The organism is Streptomyces sp. NPDC048461 (genome assembly GCF_055587105.1).
This window is the reverse complement of sequence record NZ_JBVJGW010000006.1, coordinates 229,927-251,585: the sequence shown is the minus strand read 5'-3', so window position 1 is coordinate 251,585 and position 21,659 is coordinate 229,927. Positions and strand designations below refer to the sequence as shown.

At 75.9% G+C, this 21,659-nt stretch carries 17 protein-coding genes, 7 tRNA genes and 1 pseudogene; 10 read left to right on the top strand and 15 right to left on the bottom strand.

Annotated features, from left to right (window positions below; genetic code table 11):
• Nucleotides 1-41: 41 nt before the first annotated feature.
• Together ACZ6S8_RS13595 and ACZ6S8_RS13590 are read right to left on the bottom strand one after the other, a co-directional pair.
• Nucleotides 42-116 (bottom strand) — tRNA-Val (locus ACZ6S8_RS13595).
• A 38-nt stretch (nucleotides 117-154) separates the two neighbouring features.
• Nucleotides 155-643: an SRPBCC family protein gene (locus ACZ6S8_RS13590; RefSeq protein ID WP_469455259.1), complete on the bottom strand. Its 489-nt coding sequence runs from the start codon at nucleotides 641-643 to the stop codon at nucleotides 155-157.
• 123 nt (nucleotides 644-766) lie between these two features.
• Between ACZ6S8_RS13590 and ACZ6S8_RS13585 the strand changes: the two genes are divergently transcribed.
• The gene (locus ACZ6S8_RS13585; protein ID WP_469455257.1) at nucleotides 767-3,169 is read left to right on the top strand and encodes an SCO7613 C-terminal domain-containing membrane protein; all 2,403 of its coding nucleotides are present in this window, start codon (nucleotides 767-769) and stop codon (nucleotides 3,167-3,169) included.
• 112 nt (nucleotides 3,170-3,281) lie between these two features.
• On the opposite strand, the gene ACZ6S8_RS13580 is transcribed toward ACZ6S8_RS13585, so the two are convergent.
• Nucleotides 3,282-3,353, bottom strand: a tRNA-Val gene (locus ACZ6S8_RS13580).
• A 46-nt stretch (nucleotides 3,354-3,399) separates the two neighbouring features.
• On the bottom strand, nucleotides 3,400-3,909 hold the full coding sequence (locus tag ACZ6S8_RS13575) for a TIGR02611 family protein (protein WP_469455255.1): 510 nt from the start codon (nucleotides 3,907-3,909) through the stop codon (nucleotides 3,400-3,402).
• 177 nt (nucleotides 3,910-4,086) lie between these two features.
• Here ACZ6S8_RS13575 and ACZ6S8_RS13570 point away from each other — a divergent pair, with 177 nt between their 5' ends.
• Together ACZ6S8_RS13570 and ACZ6S8_RS13565 are read left to right on the top strand one after the other, a co-directional pair.
• Nucleotides 4,087-4,500 carry an SsgA family sporulation/cell division regulator gene (locus ACZ6S8_RS13570; protein WP_030011909.1) on the top strand — a complete coding sequence of 138 codons (414 nt, stop codon included), beginning with the start codon at nucleotides 4,087-4,089 and terminating at the stop codon, nucleotides 4,498-4,500.
• 210 nt (nucleotides 4,501-4,710) lie between these two features.
• A pseudogene (locus tag ACZ6S8_RS13565) lies at nucleotides 4,711-5,265 on the top strand (CGNR zinc finger domain-containing protein); the annotation flags it as partial.
• Nucleotides 5,266-5,629: 364 nt separating this feature from the next.
• Here the strand turns inward: ACZ6S8_RS13565 and ACZ6S8_RS13560 are convergent.
• Nucleotides 5,630-6,082 carry a hypothetical protein gene (locus ACZ6S8_RS13560; RefSeq protein WP_469455253.1) on the bottom strand — a complete coding sequence of 151 codons (453 nt, stop codon included), beginning with the start codon at nucleotides 6,080-6,082 and terminating at the stop codon, nucleotides 5,630-5,632.
• Nucleotides 6,083-6,256: 174 nt separating this feature from the next.
• Here ACZ6S8_RS13560 and ACZ6S8_RS13555 point away from each other — a divergent pair, with 174 nt between their 5' ends.
• Nucleotides 6,257-6,757: a DsbA family protein gene (locus ACZ6S8_RS13555; protein WP_469455251.1), complete on the top strand. Its 501-nt coding sequence runs from the start codon at nucleotides 6,257-6,259 to the stop codon at nucleotides 6,755-6,757.
• 58 nt (nucleotides 6,758-6,815) lie between these two features.
• On the opposite strand, the gene ACZ6S8_RS13550 is transcribed toward ACZ6S8_RS13555, so the two are convergent.
• From ACZ6S8_RS13550 to ACZ6S8_RS13540, 3 genes are read right to left on the bottom strand one after another with little or no spacing between them, the layout of a single operon-like run.
• On the bottom strand, nucleotides 6,816-7,658 hold the full coding sequence (locus ACZ6S8_RS13550) for a GNAT family N-acetyltransferase (protein ID WP_469455249.1): 843 nt from the start codon (nucleotides 7,656-7,658) through the stop codon (nucleotides 6,816-6,818).
• A 58-nt stretch (nucleotides 7,659-7,716) separates the two neighbouring features.
• Nucleotides 7,717-8,541 (bottom strand): aminotransferase class IV, encoded by an 825-nt coding sequence (locus ACZ6S8_RS13545; RefSeq protein WP_469455247.1) that lies wholly within the window; start codon nucleotides 8,539-8,541, stop codon nucleotides 7,717-7,719.
• Nucleotides 8,538-9,623, bottom strand: coding sequence for a chorismate-binding protein (locus tag ACZ6S8_RS13540; protein ID WP_469455245.1), 1,086 nt, complete (start codon nucleotides 9,621-9,623; stop codon nucleotides 8,538-8,540). Before ACZ6S8_RS13540 ends, ACZ6S8_RS13545 begins: the two co-directional genes overlap by 4 nt.
• A gap of 180 nt (nucleotides 9,624-9,803) precedes the next feature.
• Here ACZ6S8_RS13540 and ACZ6S8_RS13535 point away from each other — a divergent pair.
• The 5 genes from ACZ6S8_RS13535 to ACZ6S8_RS13515 all read left to right on the top strand — a co-directional run bounded on the left by ACZ6S8_RS13535 (nucleotide 9,804) and on the right by ACZ6S8_RS13515 (nucleotide 10,286).
• Nucleotides 9,804-9,876, top strand: a tRNA-Gly gene (locus tag ACZ6S8_RS13535).
• Nucleotides 9,877-9,915: 39 nt separating this feature from the next.
• Nucleotides 9,916-9,989: transfer RNA gene (locus ACZ6S8_RS13530), tRNA-Cys, on the top strand.
• A gap of 1 nt (nucleotide 9,990) precedes the next feature.
• Nucleotides 9,991-10,062, top strand: a tRNA-Val gene (locus ACZ6S8_RS13525).
• A 19-nt stretch (nucleotides 10,063-10,081) separates the two neighbouring features.
• A tRNA-Val gene (locus ACZ6S8_RS13520) sits at nucleotides 10,082-10,153 on the top strand.
• A 61-nt stretch (nucleotides 10,154-10,214) separates the two neighbouring features.
• Nucleotides 10,215-10,286 (top strand) — tRNA-Val (locus ACZ6S8_RS13515).
• Nucleotides 10,287-10,345: 59 nt separating this feature from the next.
• On the opposite strand, the gene ACZ6S8_RS13510 is transcribed toward ACZ6S8_RS13515, so the two are convergent.
• From ACZ6S8_RS13510 to ACZ6S8_RS13500, 3 genes are all read right to left on the bottom strand, one after another.
• Nucleotides 10,346-10,657: a TFIIB-type zinc ribbon-containing protein gene (locus tag ACZ6S8_RS13510; RefSeq protein ID WP_469455243.1), complete on the bottom strand. Its 312-nt coding sequence runs from the start codon at nucleotides 10,655-10,657 to the stop codon at nucleotides 10,346-10,348.
• A gap of 67 nt (nucleotides 10,658-10,724) precedes the next feature.
• The gene (locus ACZ6S8_RS13505; protein ID WP_469455471.1) at nucleotides 10,725-11,675 is read right to left on the bottom strand and encodes a phosphotransferase family protein; all 951 of its coding nucleotides are present in this window, start codon (nucleotides 11,673-11,675) and stop codon (nucleotides 10,725-10,727) included.
• A gap of 405 nt (nucleotides 11,676-12,080) precedes the next feature.
• Nucleotides 12,081-12,266 (bottom strand): hypothetical protein, encoded by a 186-nt coding sequence (locus ACZ6S8_RS13500; RefSeq protein ID WP_125597167.1) that lies wholly within the window; start codon nucleotides 12,264-12,266, stop codon nucleotides 12,081-12,083.
• A gap of 550 nt (nucleotides 12,267-12,816) precedes the next feature.
• Between ACZ6S8_RS13500 and ACZ6S8_RS13495 the strand changes: the two genes are divergently transcribed.
• Complete coding sequence (locus ACZ6S8_RS13495; protein WP_469455241.1) at nucleotides 12,817-13,998, top strand: serine/threonine-protein kinase; 1,182 nt, start codon at nucleotides 12,817-12,819, stop codon at nucleotides 13,996-13,998.
• A gap of 33 nt (nucleotides 13,999-14,031) precedes the next feature.
• Here ACZ6S8_RS13495 and ACZ6S8_RS13490 read toward each other — a convergent pair whose 3' ends face one another.
• The 4 genes from ACZ6S8_RS13490 to cbiE all read right to left on the bottom strand — a co-directional run bounded on the left by ACZ6S8_RS13490 (nucleotide 14,032) and on the right by cbiE (nucleotide 21,595).
• Nucleotides 14,032-14,850, bottom strand: coding sequence for a TrmH family RNA methyltransferase (locus ACZ6S8_RS13490; RefSeq protein WP_267722769.1), 819 nt, complete (start codon nucleotides 14,848-14,850; stop codon nucleotides 14,032-14,034).
• A 42-nt stretch (nucleotides 14,851-14,892) separates the two neighbouring features.
• Nucleotides 14,893-16,200 carry a uroporphyrinogen-III C-methyltransferase gene (gene cobA, locus ACZ6S8_RS13485; protein ID WP_469455238.1) on the bottom strand — a complete coding sequence of 436 codons (1,308 nt, stop codon included), beginning with the start codon at nucleotides 16,198-16,200 and terminating at the stop codon, nucleotides 14,893-14,895.
• A gap of 504 nt (nucleotides 16,201-16,704) precedes the next feature.
• Nucleotides 16,705-20,106: a nicotinate-nucleotide--dimethylbenzimidazole phosphoribosyltransferase gene (cobT, locus tag ACZ6S8_RS13480; RefSeq protein ID WP_469455236.1), complete on the bottom strand. Its 3,402-nt coding sequence runs from the start codon at nucleotides 20,104-20,106 to the stop codon at nucleotides 16,705-16,707.
• 274 nt (nucleotides 20,107-20,380) lie between these two features.
• On the bottom strand, nucleotides 20,381-21,595 hold the full coding sequence (gene cbiE / locus ACZ6S8_RS13475) for a precorrin-6y C5,15-methyltransferase (decarboxylating) subunit CbiE (protein WP_469455234.1): 1,215 nt from the start codon (nucleotides 21,593-21,595) through the stop codon (nucleotides 20,381-20,383).
• Nucleotides 21,596-21,659 lie beyond the last annotated feature (64 nt).

The following is a 21,659-nucleotide window of genomic DNA, read 5'->3' as shown; positions in this document are numbered from 1 at the left end:
GGGGCCTGGGTTCAGCCCCGCTGTCGAAGCCAGGTCCTGCATGGTGGGCGATACTGGGATCGAACCAGTGACCCCTTCGGTGTGAACGAAGTGCTCTCCCGCTGAGCTAATCGCCCGGGAACGCACTGAACAATACAGAAGGCCCGGGGCTCGTTCAAACCGCTTCCGGCAACGCCGCCAGCCGGGCCGCCAGACCGCGCTGCCCGGCCCGCATCATCAGCGCGTGGTTGAGCTGGAACACGGGCCGTCCCGGCAGCGCGAGCCGCCGCATCAGCGGCCGGCGCACCTGGACCTCCTGCTCGTACAGCGCGCGGCTGCGGCCGCCGCCGGCCGCGCCCCGCGCCCGTACGGTCCAGCGCGCCCAGCCCTCGATGTCGCCGCGCAGCGCCACCTCCAGGACGCCCCGGCCGGGATCGCGGAGCAGCTCGGTGGCCGTGACGTGCAGCGCGTAGGGCAGGACGGAGCGGACCAGCGCGGTGCCGGTGCGGTCGTCGACGGGCTGGACCCGGCGTATCTGCGGCCACCAGGCCGGGTACTCGCCGGGCTGCTCCAGCACGGCGTAGACGCGGGCGGGCGCCGCGTCGAGGTCCCACACGCTGCGGAAGCGGTAACGGCTCCAGCGGTCCCAGTTGTTCAGGTCCATGGGCGCAGTCTGGCCCGCTGCGCCCCCCGTTGTCCCGGTTTTCCCGGTACCGGGGCGGTACTCAGGCGCATCTGAGTACCCCCGCCCATGCGCCGGCGGGTGACCGGCACCACACTGCGAATCATGAACACGTCACTGCCGCCGGCCGAAGAGCTGGTGCTCATCGACCGCGAGCTGGTCCGACTCGACGCCCGGCGCCTCTACTTGCTGGGCCGCAGGGACTGGCTGCTGCGCCTGCTGTACGCGGCTCCGCCCGCCGGTGCGCCCGGCTGGGGGCCGGCTCCCGGCAGGGCTCCGGCGGGCACTTCGGGCCCGGCGGCGGCGAAGGCCGCCCCGGCGCCGAGCGCGCAGACCGTGCTGCTGACCCTGGGCGCGGTGCTGCTGGCGGTGGCCGCGCTGGCCTTCACGCTCGTCAGCTGGGGGTCCCTGGGCATCGCCGGGCGGTCGGCGGTGCTGGCCGTGGTGACGGCGGCGGCCCTGGCCGCGCCCGTCCTCCTGCTGCGCCGGGGGCTGCGCTCGACGGCGGAGTCGGTGGCCGCACCGGGCCTGCTGCTGACGGTGCTGGACGCGTACGCGCTGTACGCGGTGGCCCTGCCGGACCTCGACGCCGCCGCGTACGCGGCGGGGGCCGCCGCGGCGCTGGCGGCGCTCTGGGCCGGGTACGGCCGGGTCCTGGCGCGCGGGGGTCTGCCCGGGCTGCGCCTCCCGCTCCCGGCGGCGGTCCTGGCGGCCCAGCTGCCGCTCCCGCTGGCCGCGCTGGCCTCGGACGGGGGGCCGGTGCGGCTCGGCTGGGCGCTGCTGGTGACGGCGGCGCTGGACGCGGCCGCGGCCCTGCGGTCCCGGTCGGCGGCGGGCGCGCCGGCGGCGTCGGCGGCGGTCCTGGCCGGAGCCCTGGGCGCGGTCCTCGGCGCGGGGGCGCTGCTGCTGGGCACGGCCGCGTCCTGGTCGGCGGTCTCGCCCGGCGGGGCGGTGGCCCCGGCGGCGCTGCTGCTGGCGGGAGCGGCCCTCGGGGCGGCGGTGGCCTGGCGGGAGCCGCGGGCGGCGGCGGTCGCGGCGGCGGGCGGGGTCGCCTGGGCGGTCGCGGTCGGCGGGGTGGCGCGGCCGGCCCTGGACACGGGCTGGGCGGTCGCGGCGCACCTGCCGGCGGCGCTGGCGCTGGTGGCCTGCCTGCGCGTCGGCGGGCTGCCGGCGGCGGTCCGGCGCGGCGCGGGCTGGGCCGGGGCCGGGGTGACGGCCCTCGGGGCGCTGTGGGCCTGGGCGGCGGCCGTGTCGGCGCTGGGCGCGCCGCTCGCGGTGCTGGACGAGGTGTGGTCGGGCACGACGCCCGGCTGGAGCCCGTACGCGCCGGGGGCCTCGGCCCCGGTGGTCCTGCTGGCGGCGGCCGGGGCGGCCTGGTGGCTGTCCCGCGTGCTCGCGCGGCCGGAGCCGGCGGTGGCGGCGGTGGTCGCGGCCTGGTCGGGGCTGTTCGCGGCGCCGGTGCTGCTGGGCCTTCCCGCGGCGGGGGTGCTCGCGGCGCAGCTGGCGGTGACGGGGGCCGCCGGATGCCTGGCCCTGCGCGCGCCGGCCCGGGGCACCGCGATCGCGGCGGGAGCGTGCGCGCTGGGCGGGGCCGTGAACGTGTCCCTGGGGGCGCTGGACGGCCGCGCGGCCACCTTCGCGGTCTGGGGCCTGCTGGGCGCGGGCTGCGCCGCGGGAGCGGCGTACGGGCGGGCTCCGCGCTGGGCGCGCTCGGCTGCGGCCGCGAGCGCGGTCGGGTACGCCGCGGGGCTGGTGGTGGCCGTGGCCGCGGTCACCGACCTGGCGGTGGCCTGGTGGGGACTGCCGGTGCTCGCGGTCCCCGCGGCGGTGGCCGCGCTCGGGCCGCGCCTGGGCCCGGTACGGGTCCCCGCGGAGGCGGCGGCGGGTGCGGCCGGACTGCTCGCGGTGGCGTTGTCGGCCGCACGGCCGACGACGCTGGCGCTGGTCCTGGCGCTGGCCGGGGTGGTGTGCGCGGGCGCGGCGGTGCGGCCGGAGCGGCGCGCCCTGGGCTGGGCGGCGGTCGCGCTGTGCGCGGCGGCGACCTGGGTCCGGCTGGCCTCGGCGGGGGTCACGGCCCCGGAGGCGTACACCCTGCCGGTGACGCTGCCGGCGCTCGCGGTGGGGTTCCTGCGGCGCCGCAGGGACCCGGAGGCCTCCTCCTGGACGGCGTACGGCCCGGGCCTGGCGGCGACGCTCCTGCCGAGCCTGCTCGCGGCCTGGGCGGACGCGGACTGGCAGCGCCCGCTCCTGCTCGGCCTGGCCGCCCTGGCCCTGACCCTGACGGGCGCCCGGCGGGGACTGCAGGCCCCGCTGCTGCTCGGCGGAACCGTCCTGGCGGCGGTGGCCCTGCACGAGCTGGCGCCGTACGTGGCGCAGGTCGCGGGCGTCCTGCCGCGCTGGCTCCCGCCGGCGCTCGCGGGTCTGCTGCTGCTGGCGGTGGGGGCCACGTACGAACGGCGGCTGGCGGACGCCCGCCGGCTGCGCGACGCACTGGGACGCCTGCGCTGACGCGGCGGCGGGCGACCCGGCGACGGGGGGCCGCGCGGCCCCGGGAGGCACGCAGGACCGGGGGAACGCCAGAGGCCCGGAGACGGTGAAGTCTCCGGGCCTCTGGTCCGGGTGGGCGATACTGGGTTCGAACCAGTGACCCCTTCGGTGTGAACGAAGTGCTCTCCCACTGAGCTAATCGCCCGGACGCACCGCAAACATTACCGCATGTCAGCGGTGCTCCCCGACCATCACTGGTCCTTGATGTCCCAGGGCAGTACCAGCCCGTACTTCCACAGGTAGAAGCCGATGAGCGCGCCCGCGATGACGAGGCCCGCGCTGGTCAGGATGATGTTGCGGCGGCGCACCTTGGGGTCGAGCGCCTTCTGGGCGGCCTCGGTGACCTTGCGCTTGGTCCAGCGCAGGACGAGGTGGGCCCAGGCGAACTCGGTGGCCCAGATCGCCAGCCCCGCGAAGATCGCCACCCAGCCGGGGCCGGGCAGCACGAGCATGGCGATGCCCGCGCCGATGACGGCGAGGCCGACGACGAAGACGCCGACCTGCCAGCTCAGGTGCAGGCTGCGCCGGGCCTTGATGAAGGCGGGCGCCTTGGAGACGTGCGGCGTCTCCTCGGCCTCGGCCGCGGCCTCCCCGGCCGGCGTGGTCGGCGCGTCCGGCTCGGTCGGCGCGTCCGGCGCGGATCCTGCTGCTGCGGCACTTGCTGCGGACTCGTCGGTCTCGCGGTCACTCCCCGTATTCATGGCGTCGAATCTACCCGAGCCGGATGCACACGTGAATGTGGGTTTGGATCCGCCGTACGAGGGACCCAGAGGTCCGCAAAACGGTCAGAGGGGTTTACAACGGCACCGTAGGTGGCATGTCGATTTCGCCGACGTGCGAATCCCCGAGCGCACACTGAGCGAAAGGCCCTGGCGCTTATGAACACCACGGTCAGCTGCGAGCTGCACCTGCGCCTCGTTGTGTCGAGCGAGTCCTCACTGCCTGTTCCCGCGGGCCTGCGGTATGACACGGCCGACCCCTACGCCGTGCACGCCACCTTCCACACCGGCGCCGAGGAGACGGTCGAATGGGTATTCGCCCGTGACCTCCTCGCGGAGGGCCTCCACCGGCCCACCGGTACCGGCGACGTCCGCGTCTGGCCGTCCCGCAGCCACGGTCAGGGCGTCGTCTGCATCGCCCTGAGCTCACCGGAGGGAGAAGCACTGCTCGAAGCACCCGCCCGAGCACTCGAGTCGTTCCTCAAGCGGACGGACGCCGCGGTTCCGCCAGGAACCGAACACCGGCACTTCGACCTCGACAAGGAGCTCTCCCACATCCTGGCCGAAAGCTGAGCCAGGCCTACGACCGCCCGGCACCGTCCGACTCGGGGCGACGGTGTGGGCCGGACAACCACATAGGCGAGTGCCGGCGCTGTTCCCGCGGAAGCCAACCACGGGGACGGCGCCGGTGCGCGTGGGGACGGCCCCGCGAGGGGACCCGCTAGAGTCGGCCACCAGCGGCGGCGGCCCGTCGTCGCAGGCTCCGGCCCATGAGGGAGACCCGTGCAGATCCCCCACGACACCCGTCGCGCGCTCGACGTCGTCGTCGCCCTGGTGAACACCACGGCCGAGGCCGACCAGCCCGACGGGCTCGCGGAGATCGGCGCGCTGCGCGGTTTCGTCCGGGACCACGCGATCAGCGACGTGGGCGAGCTCAGCGCCCGCGACCTGGCCGGCGTCCGGACCGTGCGCGGCAAGTTCGCCCAGGTCTTCGCCGCACCGAACCCCCGCGGCGCGGCATCGCTGATCAACGAGCTCGTGGCGACCGCCGGCACCACGCCGCAGCTGACCGACCACGACGGCTACGACTGGCACGTCCACTACTTCGCGCCGGGCGCCTCGCTGGGCGACCACCTCGCCGCCGACGGCGGGATGGCCCTGGCCTTCATCGTGGTCTCCGGCGAGCAGGAACGGCTGCGCCGCTGCGAGGCCCCGGACTGCCGGCGCGCCTTCGTGGACCTCTCCAGGAACCGCTCGCGCCGCTACTGCGACAGCCGGACCTGCGGAAACCGGCTGCACGTGGCCGCGTACCGGGCCCGGCGCAAGGAGGCCGACGCCGAGGTGTCGGAGCACGGAGCACCGGAGACGGGAGCCCCCGGGCCGGGAGTCCCTGAGCACGCGGGAGCACGGGACGCGGGGTCACAGCACGAACAGGTCGTGCACGGCGGCAAGCAGCAGCAGGGTTCCGATCACGCCTAGGAAGATCATCAAGGGCGGCTGGGAGAGCGCGAAGAGGCAGCCCCGCGGCTCCTCCGCGACGGGCGCGGGAAGCGGTGCGGGAACCGACGGCTCAGTGTGCGGTGTGTCGAGCATGTCCGGGCGATGATGGCGCAGCCCGTGACCGTCCACCCCTCAACACGCCAACATCCGGGCGGTAGTTCGCCCGATCTCGTGGACCCGGGCCGATGCCCGCCCCTCCGGGTCAGATGCCGTGCTTCTTGAGGATGGCCTCGATGTCGGAGAAGTCGTCCCCCGCGGCGGCCTCCGGCTGCTTCCGTGCGGCCGGCCGGACGCCGCCCGCGGAGGCGGCGCCGAGCGACGGCTCGGAGGCGGCCGGGGCGACGGCCTCCCGGGCGGGGGCGCCCTTGACCGGCCGGGGAGTCTTCGCCGCCTTGCCCAGGCTGCGGCGCTCCACGACGCGCGTGGTGACGAAGAGCAGCCAGGCGAGGCCGAGCACCCCGAAACCGGCCCACACCGTCGGCTTGAACACCACCTCGGTCGCCCAGGCCACGACGCCCGTCATCACCAGTCCGATCGGGACCAGCGCGTACGCGGCGATCCGGGTGGCCGCCAGGAAGCGGCGGCGGTAGGCCGTGAGCGCCGCGATGCCCAGCCCTGCCACCGACGCCGCGGAACAGATGGTCTCGGCAAGCATGCGGCCCTCCGGCTCTCGGTGACGGGCGATCCGTACCCGTCCATCGTGCACCGGCCGGCCCCGTACGGGCCAGGTCGTCGGACCCGCCCGGCGCGATCTCCGGGACATCTCCGGGTCGCGCCTCCTCCCCAGGTGCCGGTCGGAGGGCCGTGCGGGGGCTGGGAGACTGTTCCCATGACCGATTCCGTGATCCTCGACGTCTGGTGCGAACTGCAGTGCCCGGACTGCCACGCCGCCCTGGGCGACGTACGCGCCCTGCGGGCCCGCTACGGCGACCGGCTGGACATCCGGCTGCGCCACTTCCCCCTGGACAAGCACAAGCACTCCTTCGCCGCGGCCCAGGCCGCCGAGGAGGCCGTGGAGCAGGGGCAGGGCTGGCCGTACGCCGAGGCCGTGCTGGCACGCACCGCCGCGCTGGGCCGGGAGGGCGAGCCGGTACTGCTGGAGGTCGCGCGTGAACTCGGCCTGGACGTCGAGGAGTTCGACACCGCACTGATCGACGGGCGGCACATCCTGATCGTCGACGCCGACCAGGCCGAGGGCAAGGCGATCGGCGTCACCGGAACTCCGACGTACGTGATCGGCGGCGAGCGCCTCGACGGCGGCAAGAGCCAGGACGGCCTGCGCGCCCGCATCGAGGAGATCGCCGACCGCCTCCTGGCCGCGACGGCCTGAACCGTCGCGCCCGTGCGCGCGGCCGTGCGCAGGACCTGAGGCCGCGCCCCGGGCCTGCCTACACCAGCGCCTTGATGGCGTTCACGGCCGTGTCCCGGTAGCCGAGCGACTCGTAGAGCCGGCGGGCCGGGGTGTTGCCCTCGACGACGTGCAGGCCCAGGTTCCGGGCGCCCGCCGCGAGGGCGGTGCGCTCGGCCAGCAGCATCAGGGCCCGCCCGTGGCCCTTGCGCCGGTGCTCGGCCGCGACGTCCACGTCCCACACGTACGGGATCGCGCCGAACCCGGCGACCTCCAGGACCCCGACCCACAGGGTGCCGAGGACGCCGCCCTCCGGCGCCTCCAGCAGGAGGAAGTCCGCACCGGGCGTCTCCCGGCCGGCCGGCAGCATCCGGGCGTGCTCCGCGCGGGACGCGGCCAGGCCCTGCTCGGGGGTGGTGCCCGGGGTGGTGAGGTGGTGCGCGTACTCCCCCACGGCCCGTTCCAGCCAGTCGTCGAACTCGGCCGGGGCCATGGGGCGTCCCCGGCCCCCCGCAGGCAGCTCGGGCGGCTCGGCGGGCAGGTCCTTGACCATGACCCGGCCTGTCTCCCGATAGCCGAGCGCGTCCACCAGCCGCCGGGCGCGCTCCGCTCCGACCGGGACCGACACGGCGATGCTGTCGCAGCGCCAGGCGCGCAGCACCTCCTCGGCGGCGAGCGCGGCGACCGTGCCGCGCCCGCGGCGCCGGTCCGGTTCGTCGATCCACAGGTTCCGGATCACCCCCACCCCGGGCTGGGCGGCGGACCGGGTGGCCAGGTCGAGGCTGCCGACGCGGCGGCTGTTCACCCGGACCTCGTAGGTCCGCGAGCGGGTGCCGTCGCTGTTCTGCTGGAGCGGCGCGGTCGGCCGCAGGGTGGTGGTCATCCCCCGAGTTCTACCCGCCCGGCGGCCGCGAAGACAGGGCCGGGCCCCCGCGCTCCGGTCAGGCCGGGTCGGGGTCGGCGGCGGAGCGGGCCGCGAAGGTCCGCATGGCCTCGGCGGTGACCGGGCCCGGGGCGGATCCGACCGTGCGGCCGTCGATGCGCACCACGGCCTGGACGTCGCGCAGCGAGGAGGTCAGGAAGACTTCCTCGGCCCGGTCCAGCACGTCGAACGGCAGGTCGGTCTCCTTGGCGCCGGCCCACGCGACGACGAGCGCCCGGGTGATCCCGGCCAGGCAGCCGGAGGCGACGGGCGGGGTGTGCAGCTCGCCGTCGAGGACGACGAACACGTTGGAGCCGGTGCCCTCGCAGAGCCGGCCGACGGTGTTGGCGAGGAGCGCCTCGGAGGCTTCGGCCCGGTGGGCGGCGGCGAGCGCGACGACGTTCTCCGCGTACGAGGTGGTCTTCAGGCCGGTGACGCCGGACCGCTCGTTGCGGACCCAGGGCACGGTGACGACCGCGGTGGTGTCCGGGCGGCGGCCGGACTCGGCCATGGCCGCGATCAGGGTGGGCGCGGCGTCGCCGCGGTCGGAGCCGAGCGGGGACACGCCGCCGGTGTAGGTGACGCGCAGCCGCCCGAGGGGCATCGGGTTGGCCCCGACGACGGCGGCGCAGGCCCGGCGCACTTCGTCGAGGTCGGGGTCGGGCAGGCCGAGTCCGCGGGCCGAGCGGGTCAGCCGCTCCAGGTGCCGGGTGAGCGCGAAGGGCTCGCCGCGGCGCACCTTGAGCGTCTCGAAGACGCCGTCCCCCACGGTCAGACCGTGGTCGAACACGGACACCCGCGCGTCGTCCGCGTCCCGCAGCGCTCCGTCGAGCCAGATCTTCACCGTACGGTTCCTCCGCTCATGCCGTTCGTCCCATGGGTACCGGTCTCCTCATGGGTGCCCGACGCTACCCGCAGCAGGCGGGCGGCCTTCAGCTCGGTCTCGGCCCACTCCCGGTCCGGGTCGGAGCCCCACGTGATCCCGGCGCCGGTGCCGAAGCGCAGGCGGGGGCCGCCGGGCACCTCGCGGTCGATCCAGAAGGTGCGGATGCCGACGGCCAGCTCGGCGGTGCCCTGGTCGGCGTCGACCCAGCCGATTCCGCCGCAGTAGGGGCCGCGGGGGGCGGTCTCCAGGGCCTCGATGATCCGCAGGGCGGAGGACTTGGGGGCGCCGGTGACGGAGCCGGGCGGGAAGGTGGCCGCGAGCAGCTCCGGCCAGCCGGCCCCGTCGGCGAGCTCGCCGGCGACGGTGGAGACGAGGTGCACCAGGCCGGGGTGCTCCTCGACGGCGCACAGTTCGGGGACGGTGACGGATCCGGTGGCGCAGACGCGGCCGAGGTCGTTGCGGACCAGGTCCACGATCATCACGTTCTCGGCGTGGTCCTTGGGCAGCAGGTCGGCGGCGGTGCGGCCGGTGCCCTTGATGGGCCCGGACTCGACGCGGCGGCCGGTGCGGCGCAGGAAGAGCTCCGGGGACGCGGTGGCGATCTCGACGCCGCGGGCCGGTAGCCGAATCGTTCCTGCAAAGGGCGCGGGATTGCCGCGGGCGAGCAGCGCGGTGAGGGCGTCCACATCGGCCGCGGCCGGGTCGGGCAGCGGCGCGGACATCACCCGGCACAGGTTGGCCTGGTAGACCTCGCCCGCGGCGATGTGCTCGCGGATCCGGCGCACGCCGGACACGTAGGCGGCCCGGTCGAGCGAGGAGGACCACGCGTCGGCGTCGGGTCCGCGCCAGGCGCCGGGGACCGGTGCGGGGACGGGGTCGGGGCGCACGTCTCCGAAGCGCGCGCAGACCAGCCGCCCCTCGAAGTCGGCGGCGACCGCCCAGAACCCGGTCGAGTCCAGGGCCGAGGGATCACCGGTGACGTCGCGGAGGTCGGTCGCGAGCAGGCCGCCGAAGCGGGCGAGGGGAGGCAGGTCGTGCACGGCTGCGAGTCTATGACCGGTGACGCGCGGGCGCCGGTGAGGTGAGCGCGGGGTGACCGGCCGTGATCGAGCGGCAGCACGCTGCGGAAACGCGTTTTTGAGCTGGCCCGGGAATCCGCTAGAGTTCAACTCGTCGCCAGGGAGCGAAGGGGTAACACCCCGGAGCGAACACGGTGACCTGCGGACGTAGCTCAGTTGGTAGAGCACCACCTTGCCAAGGTGGATGTCGCGAGTTCGAGTCTCGTCGTCCGCTCGAAGTGGGGGATCTTCCCGAGAACCCCTGCGGCTCCATGGTGGAGTGGCCGAGAGGCGAGGCAACGGCCTGCAAAGCCGTCTACACGGGTTCAAATCCCGTCTCCACCTCCAAGGACGATTAGCTCAGCGGGAGAGCGCTTCCCTGACACGGAAGAGGTCACTGGTTCAATCCCAGTATCGTCCACTGGTCCGCGAGGGCCCCCGCGCGATTAGCTCAGCGGGAGAGCGCTTCCCTGACACGGAAGAGGTCACTGGTTCAATCCCAGTATCGCGCACGCAGTACCATGCACCATCTGCACCACATGTGTGAACTGCGGCTTCGATGCCGTGGAGCCCGCGCGATTAGCTCAGCGGGAGAGCGCTTCCCTGACACGGAAGAGGTCACTGGTTCAATCCCAGTATCGCGCACCGCCCGGAAGCCCCGGCCGTCTCGACGGCCGGGGCTTTCGCGTGCTCGGGCTCCCCCGTCAGGAGGAGAAGAGCATCCGGCCGAAGCCGCCCTTGTGGTGACCGTGGTGACCGTGGTGGCCGTGACCCCCGTGCTGCGGCGCGCCCCAGGCGGGGGCCGGAGCGGCGTGCTGGCCCGGGTAGGGGGCGGGCGGCGGGGGCGGCGGGGCCTGGCCGTACGGAGCCTGGGCCGTGTACTGGGACTCCAGGCGGGTCAGCGCCTCCAGCTCGCCGTAGTCGAGGAAGATGCCGCGGCAGCCGCTGCACTGCTCTATCTGGAGACCGTTGCGGTTGTAGGTGTGCATCAACGCGTGACACTTCGGACACTGCATGACCGGATCAACTCCTCGCCGTCGGACAGCCGCCACCGGATGCATGCCCGGTGACGGGAGGCTCACCCTACGACGGGTCCGCGGACTCCAAGTCGGCCGGGAGGGAAGCCATTCGGCCACAGGCGTCCACCATCAGCCGCTCCACCTCGTCCGGTCCGCGACGACCCCGTGCCGCCTTGGCCAGGGCCCGGGCCGCCGTCTGTACGGTCAGCGCGCGGGCGGCGGCGTCGAGTTGCGGCCACGGGTCGGAGCCGGGCGGGCCGGCGGCCGGGCCCCCGGCGGACCGGTAGGCGCCGAGGAAGCGCAGCCAGGGTTCGGGGGCGAGGATCCCGGCGGCGTACCAGGCGGCGGGGCGGGCGAGGTCCCAGGCGGGGTCGCCGAGGCCGAGGTCGTCCACGTCGATCAGCAGCCAGGGCCCCTCCGGGGCGGGGTACCGGACCAGTTGCCCGAGGTGCAGGTCCCCGTGGCACAGCACCCCGCCCGGAGGCGGCGGGGCCTCGCCCCGGGCCCAGGCGGGCAGGGTCCGGGCGGCGGCCCGTACGGCGGCGGCGTCCGCCGCGGGGCCCGGCGGCGCCTGCGACGGGTGCGCACCGGGCAGGCGGTGCAGGGCGCGGGCGAGTTTGGCCGGGCCGCGCATCGCGGGGACCGGGCCGGGAAGGGCCGCGAGGGGGGTCCGGTGCAGGGCGGCCAGGAGGCGGCCGGCGTCCTCCCAGGGGGCGTCCCCGGGCCGCTCCGGGTCCACGGGCGCGCCGTACGGCCACTGCGAGGCGGGCCGTCCGTGCACGAACCCGGTCCGCAGCGGGGGCAGCAGCACCCCGGTCAGCGCCGCGGCGCCGGCGAGGCGCACGCGGAGCGCGAGGGCGTCCGGGTCGCTGTCGGTCGCGTGCGCCTTGGCCACGGTGTCCCCGCAGCGCACGACGGTTCCGTCGTCCCGGTCGGCCAGGACGTCGTACGGCCGCGGGGGGCCGCCGCCTCGGGCCCAGGCCGCGAGGCCGTCGGGCAGCGCGGCGGCGCTCATGCCCCGGCCGTCGCGCAGGTGGTGGGCGCGCACGGCGGAACGCGGCGGCGGGCGGGCGGGCGGGTGTGGACGGTTCGGAGCATCGGGTCCCCCTTCCTCCGACGGGAGGATACGGCGGCGGCCGTCGCGGAGGCAGGAGGGCGGGGCACGGCGGTGGGGCGCGGAGGCGCGCGCGGTGCGGGGCGGTGCGGGGCGGTGCGGGGCGGTGCGGCGGGGCGGGGCGGGGCCGGGCCGGGCGGGGCGGGGCGTGCGAACGCGGGGCATGAGAAAGGGTGCTGCCCGTCCGGCTCCCCAGCCGTACGGGCAGCACCCTTCACCTGCCGTCCGTCGTCGCTCCCCCGTCCCCACGGGGTTCGACCGGATGATGTCCCGGTCCGGGCCGCTCTCCCGGACCCGGGGCGCCGCTCAGCGCCCCAGCATCACACCCACGGACGACGCCTGTGCCGCCACCTGCTCGAAGCCCCCGAAGAGGAACAGCAGGAGGGCGGCCAGGGGAAGGACCATGGCCGCGGCCACCAGCGGGTGGCGCGTACCGGACTCATGGCCGTTGAACGCGAATGCCTTGCGTCCCTGCCGTGCGATGTCCGCCATGGTCCTCTCCCTGTCGTTTGGCAGCGGCGGGCTCGTGACCTCGGGGGACGAGTACTCCGCCCGCCGCTTGTCTCAACACTAGGCGGGCGGAAGGGCCCTGGCCTCATGCCCTCGTACCCATTGGCGGGCCTCCAGGAGGATGACGGGGACTACCCCGTGTACTCCTGTGGGTGGAGACGCGTCACCCCGCGTCGGGGTCTTCCCGGAGGGGATGACCGGAGGGTAGTGACTTCTCTCACTTCCGTCACTCCCTGTTCACGCGTGTCCCTCCGCCCGCTCCCGGGAAGATCCACTCGGATGCGGGCGGCCCGCACGCGCACCGAACCGGGTCGAACCGCCCGCGGGCACCCCAATCCCCTTGCTCCGAGGGCGGTTTGGGCCCCTGCTCCGGCGCCGCCCCGCGACCCCGCCGCAGCACTGAAAGACCCTCAAGTGTGCTGTGGCGCACTGACGATCGAATCCTGCGGCGAGGGCGCGGCCTCTGAGCGCGCATGCCGGATGGTCCGTAAGCTGTGCCACGTCAACAGGACGACCGGTCAGCGGGGTGGACATGGCGATGATGCGGCTCCGGCGCGAGGACCCGCGTGTCGTCGGCTCGTTCAGACTGCACCGGCGGCTGGGTGCCGGCGGCATGGGCGTGGTCTACCTGGGATCGGACCGGCGCGGTCAACGCGTCGCCCTCAAGGTCATCCGGCCGGACCTGGCGGAGGACCAGGAGTTCCGCTCGCGGTTCGCCCGCGAGGTCTCCGCGGCCCGGCGCATCCGGGGCGGCTGTACCGCGCGCCTGGTCGCCGCGGACCTGGAGGCCGAGCGGCCCTGGTTCGCCACGCAGTACGTCCCCGGGCCCTCCCTCCACGACAAGGTCGCCGAGGAGGGCCCCCTCACCGCCGTGCAGATCGCGGCCATCGGCGCCGCGCTCTCCGAGGGGCTGGTCGCCGTGCACGAGGCCGGGGTCGTCCACCGGGACCTCAAGCCGTCGAACATCCTCCTCTCCCCCAAGGGCCCGCGGATCATCGACTTCGGGATCGCCTGGGCCACCGGGGCGAGCACCCTCACCCACGTGGGCACCGCCGTCGGCTCCCCCGGGTTCCTCGCGCCCGAGCAGGTGCGGGGCGCCGCCGTCACCCCCGCGACGGACGTGTTCGCGCTGGGCGCCACCCTCGCCTACGCCGCGACCGCCGACTCGCCCTTCGGACACGGCAGTTCCGAGGTCATGCTGTACCGCGTGGTGCACGAGGAGCCGCACCTGGTGGGCGTCCCGGACGCGCTCGCGCCCCTCGTACAGGCCTGCCTGGCCAAGGACCCCGAGGAGCGGCCGAGCACGCTGCAGCTGTCGATGCGGCTCAAGGAGATCGCCGCCCGCGAGGCGCAGGGGCTGCCCGACGGCCGGCCCCCGGCGCAGCGCGGCCGCGCCGAGCAGCCCACCGGGCGGCTCGAAACACCGTACGCGGAGCAGCGCACGGAGCGCCGTACCGAGCGCCGTACGGGCGGCTCCACCACGCCCCGGGCCCAGGGCGGGCCGCAGTCGCGGCCCTCGTCCTCGCGCAACCCGGGCGGTCCGGCCTCCCGGCCGACGGCGGGGCGTACGGGCGGCCGTCCGGCCCCGCGGACGACGGGGGCGGGACGGCGGCCGTCGCGGCCCGACCCGAGGCTGATGCGGCAGCGGCTGATCGTGTTCGTGGTGGTGACGCTGATCGTGGCGCTGGGCATCGCGCTGGCGCAGAAGCTGTAGCGCGCCGTCCGGGGCGGCCGCCCCGGACGGCCCTCAGGCGTCCTTGCGGCCCTGGGCCACCGCGTAGAAGGCGACGGCGGCGGCCGCGCCGACGTTCAGCGAGTCCACGCCGTGCGCCATGGGGATGCGCACCCATTCGTCGGCCGCGACGAGGGCCTGCGTGGACAGGCCGTCGCCCTCGGCGCCCAGCATCAGCGCGACCCGGTCCAGCGACTGCGGGGCGGCCACGTCGATGGGCGAGGCCTTCTGGTGCGGGGTGAGGGCCAGCAGCTTGAAGCCCGCCTCGCGGACCGAGTCCAGGCTCTTGGGCCAGGCCTCCAGGCGGGCGTACGGGACGGAGAACACCGCGCCCATGGAGACCTTCACGGAGCGGCGGTAGAGCGGGTCGGCGCAGTCGGGCGACAGCAGGACCGCGTCCATGCCGAGGGCGGCGGCGCTGCGGAAGATGGCCCCGATGTTGGTGTGGTCGTTGACGGCTTCCATGACGACCACGCGGCGAGCGGTGGTGAGCAGTTCCGCGGCCGTGGGCAGCGGCTTGCGCTGCATGGAGGCCAGGGCGCCGCGGTGCACGTGGTACCCGGTGACGCGCTCGGCGAGCTCGGGGCTGACGGCGTAGACCGGTGCCGGGAGTTCGTCGATGACGTCCCGCATGACGTCGACCCACTTGGCCGAGAGGAGCATGGAGCGCATCTCGTAGCCGGCGTCCTTGGCGCGTCTGATGACCTTCTCGCCCTCGGCGATGAAGAGTCCCTCGGCGGGCTCGCGCCTGCGCCGGAGTTCGACGTCGGTCAGGCCCGTGTAGTCGCGCAGGCGCGGGTCGTCGGGGTCCTCGACGGTGATGAGATCAGCCACAGGGTGATACTGCCTTGTCCTGGGTGCGGTGCCAACGGCCTGTCAGGCGCCGGTGGTGGGGGCGGGCGTGGTTCCGGGGGTCCCGGGGGATCCCGCGGTCCCGGGGGATCCCGCGGTCCCGGTGCTTCCTGCGGTCCCGGTGCTTCCGACGCGGACGACCTCGCCGATGACGATGACCGCGGGCGGGCGGACGCCCTCGGCGCGCACCGTCTCCCCGACGGTGCCCAGGGTGGCGTCGACGCGGCGCTGGGTGGCGGTCGTGCCCTCCTGGACGACCGCGACCGGGGTGTCGGCGGAGCGGCCGTTGCGGACGAGGGCCTCGGCGATCAGGCCGATCTTGTCGACGCCCATGAGGATCACCAGGGTTCCGGTGAGCTTGGCGAGGGAGGCCCAGTCCACCAGCGAGCGCGGGTCGTCGGGGCCGACGTGGCCGCTGACCACGGTGAACTCGTGGGCGACGCCCCGGTGGGTGACCGGGATCCCGGCGGCGCCGGGCACGGAGATGGAGCTGGAGATGCCGGGGACGACGGTGCAGGAGATGCCGGCCTCGGCGAGGGCCTGCAGCTCTTCCATGCCGCGGCCGAAGACGTACGGGTCCCCGCCCTTGAGCCGGACCACGGCCTTGCCCGCCTTGGCGTGCTCGATCAGGGCGTTGTTGATGGCCTCCTGCGCCATGAACCGGCCGTACGGGATCTTCGCGGCGTCGATGACCTCGACGTGCGGGGGCAGTTCGTCGAGCAGGTCGCGGGGGCCGAGCCGGTCGGCGATGACGACGTCGGCCTCGGCGAGGAGGCGGCGGCCGCGCACGGTGATCAGGTCGGGGTCGCCCGGGCCGCCTCCGACGAGGGAGACGCCGGGGGCGGACTGGTGCCGGTGCCCGCGGGCGCCGAGCGTTCCCTCGCGCAGGCCCTCGACGATCGCGTCGCGCAGCGCGGCGGAACGGCGGGGGTCGTTGCCGGTGAGCACGGCGACGGTGACGCCGTCGGTGCGGCCGGTGGCGGGGGTCCACGCGGTGGCGGCGGAGGCGTCGTCGGCGCGCACGCACCAGACCCGCTCGCGCTCGGCCTCGGCGGAGGCGCGCTCGTTGTCCTCGCGGTTCTGCGTCGCGATGAGGGCGTACCAGGCTCCGGCGAGGTCGCCGTCCTGGTAGCGGCGGCGCTCCCAGCGGATCTCGCCGGTCTCGGCCATGGCGTCCACGGACGGGGTCGCGGACGGCGAGATCAGCAGGACGTCGGCGCCCGCCGCGATGAGCGCGGGGAGGCGGCGCTGGGCGACCTGGCCGCCGCCGATGACGACGACGCGGCGGCCGGCCAGGCGGAGACCTACGGGGTAGGCGGGGGTGTCGGCCATGGCGGTTGCGGCTCCTGGTGCGGCGGTGGATCGGCTGGGCCGCTGCTGCGCTGGAGCGGCTGGGTTGACGTGCGGTTTCGGATGTTCGGGTCCACGATACGACCCGCCGGGCGGGCGGGCCGGGCGGGGGCGGCCGGGCGCCTGCCCGGCGGGGGCGGCCGGGCGCCTGCCGGGGCGGGGGCGGAGCGGGAGCGGGGCTCGGCAGGGGCAGCAGCAGGCGGCAGTGCCGGGGCGGGGGTGGGGTGGCGGGGACCCTCCGGGGTGTCTCCTCGGCTCGCGAACCCTGAGCCGGACCGGTTCGCCGGTCGGCGTCGGGTTCGCTCGGCCTGCGGGGACACCCCGGAGTGTCCCCGCCAGGCGAGCCTTGGGCCCGAGGCACTGTCCCGGGGCCGCCGGATGCGGCTCGGGCTGCCCTGTGCGGGCTCCGCGTCGGGGCGGGAGCGGAGTGTTCCCGCAGGGCACCGACGGGCCCCCGGGGCCTGCCCCGGGCAGCGGGAGGGCCGGCTACTTCTCCGTTACTCCTGCCGAGTCGAACGTGGCGACCTCGTGCATCGCGCGCGCCGCGCTCTGGACCAGCGGGAGCGACAGCAGGGCGCCGGTGCCCTCGCCGAGGCGGAGGTCGAGGTCGATCAGCGGGCGCAGGCCGAGCGTGTTCAGGGCCGCCACGTGGCCCGGTTCCGCGCTGCGGTGGCCGGCGATGCAGGCCGACAGGGACTCGGGGGCGATGGCGCGGGCCACCAGGGCGGCCGCTCCGGCGCTGACGCCGTCCAGGATGACCGGCGTGCGCAGTGAGGCTCCGCCGAGGAGGAGTCCGACGATCGCCGCGTGCTCCAGGCCGCCGATGGCCGCCAGGACGCCGATCGGGTCCGCCGGGTCGGGCTGGTGGAGCTCCAGGGCGCGGCGTACGACCTCGACCTTGCGGGCGTGGGTCTCGTCGTTGATGCCCGTGCCGCGGCCGGTGACCTCCAGCGGGTCCACCCCGGTGAAGACCGAGATCAGCGCCGCCGACACCGTGGTGTTCGCGATGCCCATCTCGCCGGTCAGCAGGGCCTTGTTGCCCGCCGCGACCAGGTCGCGGGCCGTCTCGATGCCCACCTCGATGGCGGCGACGGCCTCCTCGCGGGTCATCGCCGGGCCGGTGGAGAGGTCCGCCGTGCCGGCGCGGACCTTGCGGGGCAGGAGGCCGGGAGTGGCCGGGAGGTCGCCCGCGACGCCCACGTCGATCACGCAGACCTCGGCGCCGACCTGGTTGGCGAAGGCGTTGCACACCGCGCCGCCGCCGAGGAAGTTGGCCACCATCTGGGTGGTGACCTCCTGCGGCCAGGGGGTGACGCCCTGGGCGTGGACCCCGTGGTCGCCGGCGAAGATCGCGACGGCGGCGGGCTCCGGGATCGGCGGCGGGCAGACCCGCGAGAGGCCGGAGAGCTGGGCGGAGATGATTTCGAGCATGCCCAGGGCCCCGGCGGGCTTGGTCATGCGCTTCTGCCGCTCCCAGGCCTCGCCGAGCGCCTTGGCGTCGAGGGGGCGGATGCTGGCGACCGTCTCGGAGAGCAGATCGTGCGGCTCCTCGCCGGGCAGGGCGCGGCGGCCGTACGTCTCCTCGTGCACGACCCAGGACAGCGGGCGGCGCTGGGACCAGCCGGCCTGCGCCAGCTCGGGCTCCTCCGGGAACTCGTCGACGTAGCCGACGCAGAGGTACGCGACGACCTCCAGGTGGTCCGGGAGGCCGAGCTCGCGGACCATCTCGCGCTCGTCGAAGAAGCTGACCCAGCCGACGCCGAGGCCTTCGGCGCGGGCGGCGAGCCAGAGGTTCTCCACCGCGAGGGCGGAGGAGTACGGGGCCATCTGCGGCTGGGTGTGCCGGCCGAGGGTGTGGCGGCCGCCGCGGGTCGGGTCGGCGGTGACCACGATGTTCACGGGGGTGTCGAGGATGGCCTCGATCTTCAGTTCCTTGAACTGCTTGGCCCGGCCCTTGGGCAGCGACTTCGCGTAGGCCTCGCGCTGGCGTTCGGCGAGCTCGTGCATCGTCCGGCGGGTCTCGGCGGAGCGGATGACGACGAAGTCCCAGGGCTGGGAGTGGCCGACGCTGGGCGCGGTGTGGGCCGCCTCCAGGACGCGGAGCAGCACCTCGTGCGGGATGGGGTCGGTACGGAAGCCCTTGCGGATGTCGCGGCGCTCGCGCATCACGCGCAGGACGGCCTCGCGCTCGGCGTCGGCGTAGCCGGGGGCGGCTTCGCCGGCCTGCTCGCGGACGGGGTGAACGGCGGCGGGCTCGGTCGGGAGCGACTCGGGGGCGGCCTCCGGGCCGGGCAGGACCGCCGCGGGCTCGGCGGCTGCCCCGGGCTGCGGCGCGGGCTCGGCGGCCTGCTCCGGAGCGGGCTCGGCGACCGCCTCGGGCTCGGCGGCGGGCTGCGGCGCGGCCTCGGCGGCGGCCGGGGACTCCGGTTCCGCGGCGGGGTCCGGTACGACGACGGCCTCGGGTACGACGAGGGCCTCGGCGGCGGCTTCCGGAGCGGCTTGCGGCGCGGCGGCGGGTTCGGCGGGGAACTGCTCGAACGCGACCGGCTCCGCGGGGGCCGGCTCGGCGACGGCCGCGAGCGGCTCGGGCTCGGCCGGCGCGGTGTCGGCGGGGGCCGGCTCGGCGGGGGCGGGCTCTGCGGGGGCCTCGGCGGCCTCCGGGGCCGCGGGCGCCTCGGGGGCCTGAACCACCGTTTCTGCGGGAGCGGGCAGCGGCTGCGCCTCGGGGGCTTCGGCGGCGGGCGCGACGGCCACCGGCTCGGCCGGGGCCTCCTCGGGCGCGGGGGCACCGGACGGGAGCGGCTGCTCCGGGGCGACCGCCAGGAGCGGCTCCGCGTCCGGCACGGCGACGGGCTCGGGCCGCGGCTCGGCGGCCGCGAGGACCTCGGCGGCCGGCTCGGGTGCGGCGGGGTCCGCGACGGCCGTGTCCGCCGGCGGCGCCTCGGGCGCGGGGACGGGCTCGGGCTCCGGTTCCGCGGCGGGCTCCGGCGCGGCGGCGGACTCCGGCGCGGCGGCGGGCTCCGGCGCGGCGGCGGACTCCGGTTCGACGGGCTCCGGTTCCGCGACGGGCTCCGGTACGGCGGCGGGCTCCGGCGCCCACGCGGCACCGGCCTGCGGCGGGATCTCGCCCAGCTGCGGGGCGGCCTCCGCGCGCGGGACGTCCAGGTACTCGGGACCCGCGGCCGGCGGCCTGGACGGGCGGCCGGGGGCCGGCACCGACGGGGTGGTCAGCACGGAGACGGCCGGGGCGACGGGCGCCTGGGCGGGCGCCGGCGCCGCCGCGGGACCGCGGTCCGCGAGGGAGCGTACGACGCCGCCGGTGGCCTCGGGCACGGGCGGGCCCATGTGCAGCGGGCGGCGCGGCGGAGCCGCGGGGGCCGCCTGCGCGAGGGGCTCCGCCGGGGCCTGGCCGACGAGCCCGCCGAGGTCCAGCGCCCCGGAGTCGCGGCCGCCCGCCTCGTGGGCGCCGGCGCGGTAGGAGGCGTCCGGGAACCCGGGCTGCTCCGGGAATCCGGAGGAGTCGGGGAACGCCGGCTGGTCAGGGAAGACCGGCTGCGGGAAGTCGGCGTACCCGGCGGGCTCGGCGTACGCCGCCGGAGCGCCCGGGTAGCCGGGCTCGGTGCCGTAGGGCGCGTCCGCGTACGGGGTCGGGGCGGGGAAGACGGGGGCGGGCGGGACGACCTGCGGGTCGCTCCAGGCGCCCTGTCCGCTCGGCATGAGCAGCAGTTCCTCGTCCTCCGGCCCGGCCGGGTCGTCCACGAGGTCCTGGAAGGCGTAGCCGGGGGGAAGCGGCGCCGGGATCTGGACCGGAGCGGGGATGCCTGGCTGATCCACCATGCCCGCGTTGTCCGGGAGACCCTCGCCCGGGACCTGGCCGGTGTCAGTCATGCGTACCCCTCGCCCATCGGTGTTGCGTCTTCGATCGCCCGGTCGCCCACGAGGCCGACGGGCCGACTTGCCGTGCGGGTTCGCCGTCCGGGGCGTCCGCTCACGCACGCCCCGGTGACAACCACTAAGCATTGTCGCGCCCGTTCGCCACCGTGGCGGCCATTACCGCCGCGGTCCGTTGTGGACTGCGCCACGTCGCGCGTTCCGGCGGTGTCGCGGTGCCCGAATCGTCCTGGGCGGTACGACGATCGGCCAGCCTACCCCGGGGCCCGTCTCAGCGGGTCACAGGGCGCTGCGCCGACAGCAGGAAGACCACGGAACGCTCCTGTTCGGCCCAGGTGTGGGGGTCCAGGCCCACCGACTGGAGCAGGGCGCACTCGACGGCGTACCCGTGTTCGGTGAGCGCCCGGCCGATGGCCTCCGCCTCGTCGCGGGTGGAGGCGTGGCCGACGATCCGTTCGGGGCGGCGGTCGGCGACCGCGCGGACGACGTCGGCGCCCCCGCCGCCGACGCGGACGACGTCGGGCTCGGGCAGGTCCTCCAGTACGTACGGCGCGCGCCCGGTGACGACCTGGAGCTGTACGCCCCGCTCCCGCGCGGCCGCGGCCACCCGGGCGCAGGCCTCGGGGTCGGCGTCCACCGCGATGACGGCGGCGCCGAGGGCGGCGGCGTCCAGGGCGACCGCGCCGGAACCGGTGCCGATGTCCCAGACGAGGTCGCCGGGGCGCGGGCCGAGCCGGGCGAGCTGGGCCGCGCGCAGCTGCGCGGTCTCGCCCTCGCGGGTGTCGGCGCGGGGGCGGGCCCAGCCGCGGTCGGCGCTCTGGGCGGCGTACTGGGCGGCGCTCTGGCCGAACAGCCAGCCGGAGTCGCCGGCCGCGGCCTGTCCGGCGCCGCCGATGACGATGACGACGTTGGGGTCGCGCCAGGTGTGGTCCGCGGCCTTGTCGGAGGTCAGGACGCTGACCTGTTCCCGGTCGGTGCCCAGTTCCTCGCAGACCACGAAGGTGCGGTGGATCCCGCCGAGGAGCAGGGCGAGTTCGGCGGGTCCGGCGCCGGGCGAGGTCAGGACGGCGACCTTGCCGTGGGCGCGGCAGACGTTGACGGCGCGGCGCAGGGTCCGGGGGTGGGCGACGACGACCTGGGCGTCGTCCCAGGGCATGCCGGCGCGGGCGAAGGCGGCGGCGACGGCGGATACCGCCGGGACCACCTCGACCTCCAGGCCGTGCTCCGGGGCGCGCAGGGTGCGTACGACGCCGAAGAAGCCGGGGTCCCCGTCGGCGAACACGACGGCGGTGCCGCGGTGGCCGGCGATGCGGCGGGCGGCGAGGCCGAGGCTGCCGAGGCGGACGCGCTCGGCGGTGGGCGGGACCTCGGGGAGGTCGAGGTGGTGCGGGGCGCCGGCCACGAGCGTGGCGGCGGAGAGCGCGGACCGGGCGGCCGCGGTCAGGGGCGAGCCGTCCCAGCCGATCACCGTGACCCGGTCGGCCATCGTCGTCAGTCTCCTGGTGTGGGGGCAGGGGAAGCTTCGTCAGGGGGGAGCGGGCACGGTGAGA